This is a genomic window from Shigella sp. FC1567, from assembly GCF_001743015.1.
Classification (GTDB): domain Bacteria; phylum Pseudomonadota; class Gammaproteobacteria; order Enterobacterales; family Enterobacteriaceae; genus Escherichia; species Escherichia coli.
The window spans coordinates 1-6,660 of sequence record NZ_MIIV01000118.1 but is presented as its reverse complement, the minus strand read 5'-3'; the positions used below and the strand labels follow the sequence as shown (position 1 = coordinate 6,660).

General features: G+C 46.5%; 10 protein-coding genes and 3 pseudogenes. 7 read left to right on the top strand and 6 right to left on the bottom strand.

From position 1 onward, the window contains the following. Positions 1 to 365 (top strand): annotated as a pseudogene (locus tag BHE85_RS09135) (IS1-like element IS1X2 family transposase); the annotation flags it as partial. A gap of 16 nt (positions 366 to 381) precedes the next feature. Continuing rightward, positions 382 to 1,956, top strand: a pseudogene (gene ycgH, locus BHE85_RS09130) (autotransporter YcgH); the annotation flags it as partial. 56 nt (positions 1,957 to 2,012) lie between these two features. Here ycgH and BHE85_RS09125 read toward each other — a convergent pair. Genes BHE85_RS09125 through ymgI form a run of 3 tightly spaced genes read right to left on the bottom strand, consistent with a single transcriptional unit; the run spans position 2,013 to position 2,871 of the window. Beyond that, positions 2,013 to 2,348, bottom strand: a complete 336-nt coding sequence (locus BHE85_RS09125; RefSeq protein ID WP_000979977.1) for a YmgD family protein — start codon at positions 2,346 to 2,348, stop codon at positions 2,013 to 2,015. Positions 2,349 to 2,351: 3 nt separating this feature from the next. Continuing rightward, the gene (locus tag BHE85_RS09120) at positions 2,352 to 2,696 is read right to left on the bottom strand and encodes a YMGG-like glycine zipper-containing protein (protein WP_000726974.1); all 345 of its coding nucleotides are present in this window, start codon (positions 2,694 to 2,696) and stop codon (positions 2,352 to 2,354) included. A gap of 1 nt (position 2,697) precedes the next feature. Next, the gene (gene ymgI, locus BHE85_RS09115; RefSeq protein WP_000122463.1) at positions 2,698 to 2,871 is read right to left on the bottom strand and encodes a protein YmgI; all 174 of its coding nucleotides are present in this window, start codon (positions 2,869 to 2,871) and stop codon (positions 2,698 to 2,700) included. A 100-nt stretch (positions 2,872 to 2,971) separates the two neighbouring features. Between ymgI and ymgJ the strand changes: the two genes are divergently transcribed. From ymgJ to BHE85_RS28375, 3 genes and pseudogenes are all read left to right on the top strand, one after another. Further along, positions 2,972 to 3,157, top strand: coding sequence for a protein YmgJ (gene ymgJ, locus BHE85_RS09110; RefSeq protein WP_001328621.1), 186 nt, complete (start codon positions 2,972 to 2,974; stop codon positions 3,155 to 3,157). Continuing rightward, entirely contained in the window at positions 3,118 to 3,237 is a 120-nt protein-coding gene (locus tag BHE85_RS09105) for a hypothetical protein (protein ID WP_001131446.1), read from the top strand. The genes ymgJ and BHE85_RS09105 overlap by 40 nt, the downstream gene beginning before the upstream one ends. 34 nt (positions 3,238 to 3,271) lie before the next feature. Next, positions 3,272 to 3,334: pseudogene (locus tag BHE85_RS28375) on the top strand (hypothetical protein); the annotation flags it as partial. A gap of 381 nt (positions 3,335 to 3,715) precedes the next feature. Here the strand turns inward: BHE85_RS28375 and minE are convergent. Genes minE through minC form a run of 3 tightly spaced genes read right to left on the bottom strand, consistent with a single transcriptional unit; the run spans position 3,716 to position 5,517 of the window. Continuing rightward, positions 3,716 to 3,982: a cell division topological specificity factor MinE gene (gene minE / locus BHE85_RS09100; RefSeq protein WP_001185665.1), complete on the bottom strand. Its 267-nt coding sequence runs from the start codon at positions 3,980 to 3,982 to the stop codon at positions 3,716 to 3,718. Positions 3,983 to 3,985: 3 nt separating this feature from the next. After that, the gene (gene minD, locus BHE85_RS09095; RefSeq protein WP_000101055.1) at positions 3,986 to 4,798 is read right to left on the bottom strand and encodes a septum site-determining protein MinD; all 813 of its coding nucleotides are present in this window, start codon (positions 4,796 to 4,798) and stop codon (positions 3,986 to 3,988) included. A gap of 23 nt (positions 4,799 to 4,821) precedes the next feature. Further along, entirely contained in the window at positions 4,822 to 5,517 is a 696-nt protein-coding gene (gene minC / locus BHE85_RS09090) for a septum site-determining protein MinC (RefSeq protein WP_000072536.1), read from the bottom strand. Between the two features lie 525 nt (positions 5,518 to 6,042). On the opposite strand from minC, the gene BHE85_RS09085 reads away from it, so the two are divergent. After that, positions 6,043 to 6,411, top strand: coding sequence for a YcgJ family protein (locus BHE85_RS09085; RefSeq protein ID WP_001056831.1), 369 nt, complete (start codon positions 6,043 to 6,045; stop codon positions 6,409 to 6,411). Between the two features lie 84 nt (positions 6,412 to 6,495). After that, on the top strand, positions 6,496 to 6,660 hold a 165-nt coding region (locus BHE85_RS09080; RefSeq protein WP_047664789.1), incomplete at its 3' end, for an IS1 family transposase.

Below are 6,660 nucleotides of genomic sequence, written 5' to 3'. Positions count from 1 at the left end.
GGGGCTACGTCGGTGCTAAATCACGTCAGCGCTGGCTGTTTTACGCGTATGACAGGATACGGAGGACGGTTGTGGCGCACGTCTTCGGTGAACGCACTCTGGCCACACTGGAGCGTCTTCTGAGCCTGCTGTCGGCCTTTGAGGTCGTGGTATGGATGACGGATGGCTGGCCGCTGTATGAATCACGCCTGAAGGGAAAGCTGCACGTTATCAGCAAGCGTTACACTCAGCGCATTGAGCGACATAATCTGAATCTGAGACAACATCTGGCAAGGCTGGGACGGAAGTCACTGTCGTTCTCAAAATCGGTGGAGCTGCATGACAAGGTCATCGGGCATTATCTGAACATAAAACACTATCAGTAAGTTGGAGTCATTACCTAATGTTCTGGTTAATAATACTGGAGGTGACTTAAACATAATTTCGTCCGACTCTATTCTAAATGGAGCGACTAAACTCGTTAGCGGCACAACCACGCTGAAGCTTTCAGAAAATACAATCTGGAATATGAAAGATGACTCCGTTGTTACCCATCTGACTAATTCAGACAGTATTATCAATCTTTCGTATGATGATGGTCAAACATTTACCCAAGGAAAAACATTAACCGTAAAAGGTAATTATGTCGGTAATAATGGTCAGCTTAATATCCGCACCGTATTAGGTGATGATAAATCGGCTACGGACAGACTTATTGTTGAGGGTAATACTTCGGGTTCAACTACCGTCTATGTGAAAAATGCTGGAGGAAGCGGCGCGGCCACGCTAAACGGGATCGAACTCATAACTGTGAATGGCGATGAATCTCCAGCAGAAGCCTTCAGACAAGGTGATGCAAGGATTGCAGCTGGAGCTTTCGAATATCAACTAAAACAACAAGGCAAAAACTGGTATTTGACAAGTTATCAGTCAGTGAATGAGGAGGATAACAGCTCAGAGGGAAATTCAGAACCAACAGAAACGCCTACCCCCGTCCTGCGCCCCGAAGCTGGAAGTTACGTCGCCAACCTGGCAGCCGCTAACACTCTTTTTGTTATGCGTCTGAACGACCGTGCGGGTGAAATGCGCTACATCGATCCTGTAACTGAACAGGAGCGTTCAAGCCGACTTTGGCTACGTCAAATTGGCGGGCATAATGCCTGGCGTGACAGCAACGGACAGTTGAGAACGACCTCGCATCGCTACGTCTCGCAGTTAGGGGCCGATCTGTTAACCGGTGGTTTTACCGACAGTGACAGTTGGCGTTTGGGAGTGATGGCTGGTTATGCCCGCGACTACAACTCAACTCATTCCAGCGTGTCGGATTATCGTTCGAAAGGGAGTGTCAGAGGCTATTGCGCAGGGCTGTATGCCACTTGGTTTGCCGATGACATCAGTAAAAAAGGCGCATACATTGACGCCTGGGCGCAATATAGCTGGTTTAAAAACTCGGTGAAAGGGGATGAATTAGCCTATGAATCCTATAGTGCGAAAGGCGCAACCGTCTCGCTGGAAGCGGGTTAGGGCTTTGCCCTGAATAAATCCTTTGGTCTGGAAGCGGCGAAATACACGTGGATATTCCAGCCACAGGCACAGGCTATCTGGATGGGCGTCGATCATAATGCGCACACCGAAGCCAATGGCTCACGTATTGAGAATGACGCAAATAACAACATCCAGACCCGACTTGGTTTCCGCACCTTTATTCGTACTCAGGAGAAAAACAGCGGTCCGCACGGTGACGACTTTGAACCTTTTGTTGAAATGAACTGGATCCATAACAGTAAAGATTTTGCTGTCTCAATGAACGGTGTGAAAGTCGAACAAGATGGGGCGAGTAATTTGGGGGAAATTAAACTTGGCGTAAATGGCAACCTGAATCCAGCGGCCAGCGTCTGGGGGAATGTGGGCGTGCAGCTGGGTGATAATGGCTACAATGACACCGCAGTGATGGTGGGCCTGAAATATAAGTTCTGATCCCGCCGTTAGCTAAAAAACCGCGTCGTATTCATCGACGCGGTACATATGAAATATTATTTTTTGCCGATAGCACGCATGGTGTCATCAATTGCCGTGATCAACAGCATTTGCGGGTCTTTAGCGCAAACCTGATTCAGTTTTTCTACCACTTTGGCGCTCAGTTCCGGAGATTGCTCAATTTTTAAATCACGGCTGGCAACGCTGGCATTACCCATTACCGCAACAATTTCTGCAACCTGTGCGCTGTCAGTTTTTGCCATTTCGTTGGCTTCTGCGCAAGTAATATAGGTTTCTGACGGTAAACCGTTTTTAATATTGTAGTCCTGCGCCCAGGTCATTGGTGCGAAAACAAACAGGCCCGCCAGTAAAGCAAATTTTTTCATCATCATTCCTTATTTCATTTTACCCAGAATTGCACCACCCGTACCGCCAATCACGGCACCTTTAATCGCCCCTTCGAGGCCATTGCCGGTCAGAACGCCAGTGACAGCACCAACGGCGGCACCTACTTTTGCACCTTTACGCGCATTTTTACCGTCGCGGCCTTTTTCTGTTACTGCACCAACACCAGCGCCAACAGCTGCACCTTTCAGTACGCCATTAACACCATTGCCAGTAAGTAAACCAACGCCTGCGCCTAGCAATGCACCTTTCGTGGTGCGATTCATATCCGCCATCGCTGGCGTGGAGCAGAACAATGCTGAGATAAGCCCGAAGGCAAGTATTTTTTTCTTCAACTTAGATGTCCGGTATTAAGTAAGTTGCACGCACAATAATTTCGTCTTCAATTAAGATCTGCTTAACTAAAGAACGCTCGCTATTATTCAGATAATTCAAAATGAGCGTGGCTGTGATGATAGGAATTATGTTTTTTACGTGAATGAGAATAATCTTAAATGAGGAATAACTCATTGATTAGCAATATTTTTATTCAAGAAGTGTCATTGACTGTTAACGCAATGTTGTAAAGGTAAGATAATCTGATTTATCAATATTATTGTGTGATTTTTATGTGAGCAGAAGATATTCATCAGCAACGATTACATTAGTCATTTTATTTTGCCGACGGCCTCATTGTCGAAAGATAAGCGTACGACAGTATTATCTGAAAAGAGTGATTTTTTATCCAACTACACTTCAGCGCACTGCGTTTAAAAAATGCCTCTTTCTTATGCGGGATATCATCATTTCATCATGATGTCTTTGGTGAGTGGTGAACACAATACACCTGCGCTGTCTCTTCAGGATGAATCCCCTGGTCTGGTGCCTGCGGGCTGATGTTGCAGCAGAGCTTAGGTCACTTAGACGCTACTATCATTTATCCAATGGCATGGAATCGAAATCAGTCGATACCCGCAGTATATATCGTGAACTGGTCGTTCTGACCATCAACGATTAAACTGCGCTTCGGCGCAGTTTTCGTTTACAGGGGGCTAAAAGGGAAAATTCTGGGGCAAAAAAAGCCCGCCAGTTACGGCGGGAAACCTCATCCTATGGGAGAACAATGAATAATGAAATTGCGGGGTTATCATCCCCCAGTGTATCCACACTAACAATGAGGTTATTTACTCAACCAGGCATAAACATTTTGTTCTGTGCGTGGGAACAGCCTTAAGGTGTAAAGGGGGAGGTGGAAATAGCAATGAGGAGTATCAGCAAGAATACTCGCCGCTTTACCACAACGTGGATGAGAGGGATGAAAAACTCAAGGCAGAAATGACTCTGCCTTGAAGATAAATGCGTTTTTACAGCGGGCTTATTTCAGCTCTTCTGCTTCCGGTAAGGTCACGTTCAGCTCAAGAATAGAAATATCGCCATCTTTTTGCTCAAGCTGTACGGTTACCATCTCAGGATCAATTTGTACGTATTTACAAATGACCTCAAGAATATCTTTACGCAACTGCGGCAGATAATGCGGTTCTGCATCGCTGCGACGGCGTTCAGCAACAATAATCTGCAGCCGTTCTTTTGCAATGTTGGCTGTGTTTTTCTTCCGCGAGAGAAAGAAATCGAGTAATGCCATAACTTATCCTCCGAACAAGCGTTTGAGGAAGCCTTTCTTCTCTTCTTCAATGAAGCGGAAAGGACGTTCTTCTCCCAACAGACGTTCTACGGTATCTGCGTAGGCTTTACCCGCATCGGCGTTAATGTCGAGAATGACCGGTTCACCCTGGTTAGAGGCGCGCAACACTGATTGATCCTCTGGGATCACGCCGACGAGTTTGATGCGCAGGATCTCCAGCACATCTTCCATGCTCAGCATGTCACCTCTGCTTACGCGGCCTGGGTTATAGCGCGTTAACAGCAGGTGCTCTTTAATAGGCTCTTCGCCATTTTCTGCGCGGCGTGATTTCGACGCCAGAATGCCTAAAATACGGTCAGAATCGCGTACTGAGGAGACTTCCGGGTTGGTGGTAATAATGGCTTCGTCTGCAAAATAGAGTGCCATTAACGCACCGGTTTCAATCCCTGCCGGGGAGTCACAAACGATAAATTCAAAATCCATCGCTTTCAGATCATCAAGAACTTTGGCGACCCCTTCACGGGTGAGGGCATCTTTATCGCGTGTTTGCGATGCCGGAAGAATATAGAGATTTTCAGTACGCTTATCTTTAATTAACGCCTGATTTAGCGTTGCATCGCCCTGAATGACGTTGACGAAATCGTAAACGACCCGGCGTTCACAACCCATAATCAGGTCGAGATTACGCAGGCCGATATCAAAATCTATCACGACAGTTTTCTTTCCCTTCTGGGCCAAACCAGTGGCGATGGCCGCGCTGGAGGTTGTCTTACCAACCCCCCCTTTGCCCGAAGTAACAACAATAATGCGTGCCATAGAAATTCCTTGTTAAAAAGGGATCAATTTAACGGTTGAACGGTCAAAGCGTTTTCGACTAACTGCAGTCGCGCCGCTTTGCCATAAAATTCTGCTGGGATTTGATCACTCAGCCAGTATTCACCTGCGATGGACACCAGTTCCGCCATCAGGTTCGTACAAAATATTTGCGTTTCCCGGTCACCACTTGCCCCTGCAAGCGCACGACCGCGCATCATGCCATAGACATGAATGTTCCCATCGGCAATCAATTCGGCCCCAGCGCTAACGTGGCTTGTAACAATCAGATCACATTGTGGAGCATAAATACGCTGACCGGAACGCACCGGGGTATCTATTAAACGCGTTTTTGTGACCGGCGTTGTATTTTGCGCTGGAGCCTGTGGTGCGGGAGCTGGACGCGGCGCTTTTTCCTTTCCTTCCGTCAGGATAGGCAGCCCCATCTTTTCAATTTCGGCTTTAAGTTGCGCATCTTTGCAGCCACTTACGCCAATAACCCGCAAACCGGTTGCCGACACCGCCTTATGCATCGCTGACCAGTTTACCGGGTCTTCCAGTGCACTGACGTTGAGTACAACGGGGGCATGTTTTAAAAATGCGGGGGCCTGAGCGATTTTGTCTTCCAGCGCCTGATGGATAACCTTAGGTTCTGCCTCATGCAGATGAACCACAGATAAAGTGAAGCTACTGCCTTTAAGCTCGATTGGCGTGTTTGACATCCTGGCCTTACTCAATTAGCTATTAATCATCGCCAGCGCGCGATGATGTTCCGAAGACTATAAGGCATGTTATAGTCTGGATTATATTGAGGCAAGTCACCCTCCCATTTATTCAGAGTAAAAGTCTATTCTGTGATAAATGGCGCTGATTCATAGCTTAAAAAATACCCTTGTCAATCAACCCATTGCCGTCGTACTTTTGATTGTTCTTATTTACGCTTCCTTTTTCCGCACCCTAATCGTGACAGCATCTCCAGACCTGTTTAAATATCCAGTATTGAGGCAAGTGTATTTTTTCACCACGCCAGGCTTTCTTAACTTTCCATTTTTTGCAGCATCATTAAAGAACAGATACCCGTTATCTTAATATCCGCCATAGAATTGCTCTATCATAATCATAGAAACCGCAGAAGACGTCTGATACTTCTGTCAGGTCATCGTAACTCGTCCAGGTCAGCGGTTTTGATTACGGATTGATGATGAAATGAGCATAAGTGTTGTACGGTTGGATTATCAGGATGTGCTATGAATATGATGCGTATTTTTTATATCGGATTGTCAGGTGTGGGGATGATGTTCTCATCAATGGCGTCTGGACATGACGCTGGCGGACTTCAATCTCCGGCGTGCGGCGTTGTTTGCGACCCGTATATTTGTGTGAACTCAGATGGCATTTCCCCAGAGTTAACAAGGAAATATCTCGGCGAAAAAGCCGCTGAAAACTTACAATCATTACAAGGCTACGATCCCAGCGAATTTACATTCGCTAACGGTGTATTTTGCGATGTTAAAGAAAAATTATGTCGTGATGATCGTTATTTTGGTGTGGATGGTAAGCGGAGTGGAAAAATCAATCAAATCACCACAAAGATGTTATTTATGTGTCGTGAGTGATGCCTTGTTTACATTATGTTCTATTCGGCGGTAATGCTGCCAACTTACTGATTTAGTGTATGATGGTGATTTTAAGGTGCTTGCGTGGCTTCCATTTCCATCAGATGTCCTTCCTGCTCCGCTACTGAAGGCGTGGTGCGTAACGGCAAAAGCACTGCCGGACATCAGCGCTATCTCTGCTCTCATTGCCGTAAAACATGGCAACTACAGTTCACTTACACCGCCTCTCAGCCCGGTACGCACCAGAAA

Coding starts and splice junctions, on each gene's coding strand:
- BHE85_RS09125 (WP_000979977.1), bottom strand. CDS start 2,348: ATGATGATGAAAAAATTTGCTTTACTGGCGGGCCTGTTTGTTTTCGCA.
- ymgI (WP_000122463.1), bottom strand. CDS start 2,871: ATGAGTTATTCCTCATTTAAGATTATTCTCATTCACGTAAAAAACATA.
- BHE85_RS09105 (WP_001131446.1), top strand. CDS start 3,118: ATGCCTCTTTCTTATGCGGGATATCATCATTTCATCATGATGTCTTTG.
- minE (WP_001185665.1), bottom strand. CDS start 3,982: ATGGCATTACTCGATTTCTTTCTCTCGCGGAAGAAAAACACAGCCAAC.
- minD (WP_000101055.1), bottom strand. CDS start 4,798: ATGGCACGCATTATTGTTGTTACTTCGGGCAAAGGGGGGGTTGGTAAG.
- minC (WP_000072536.1), bottom strand. CDS start 5,517: ATGTCAAACACGCCAATCGAGCTTAAAGGCAGTAGCTTCACTTTATCT.
- BHE85_RS09085 (WP_001056831.1), top strand. CDS start 6,043: ATGAATATGATGCGTATTTTTTATATCGGATTGTCAGGTGTGGGGATG.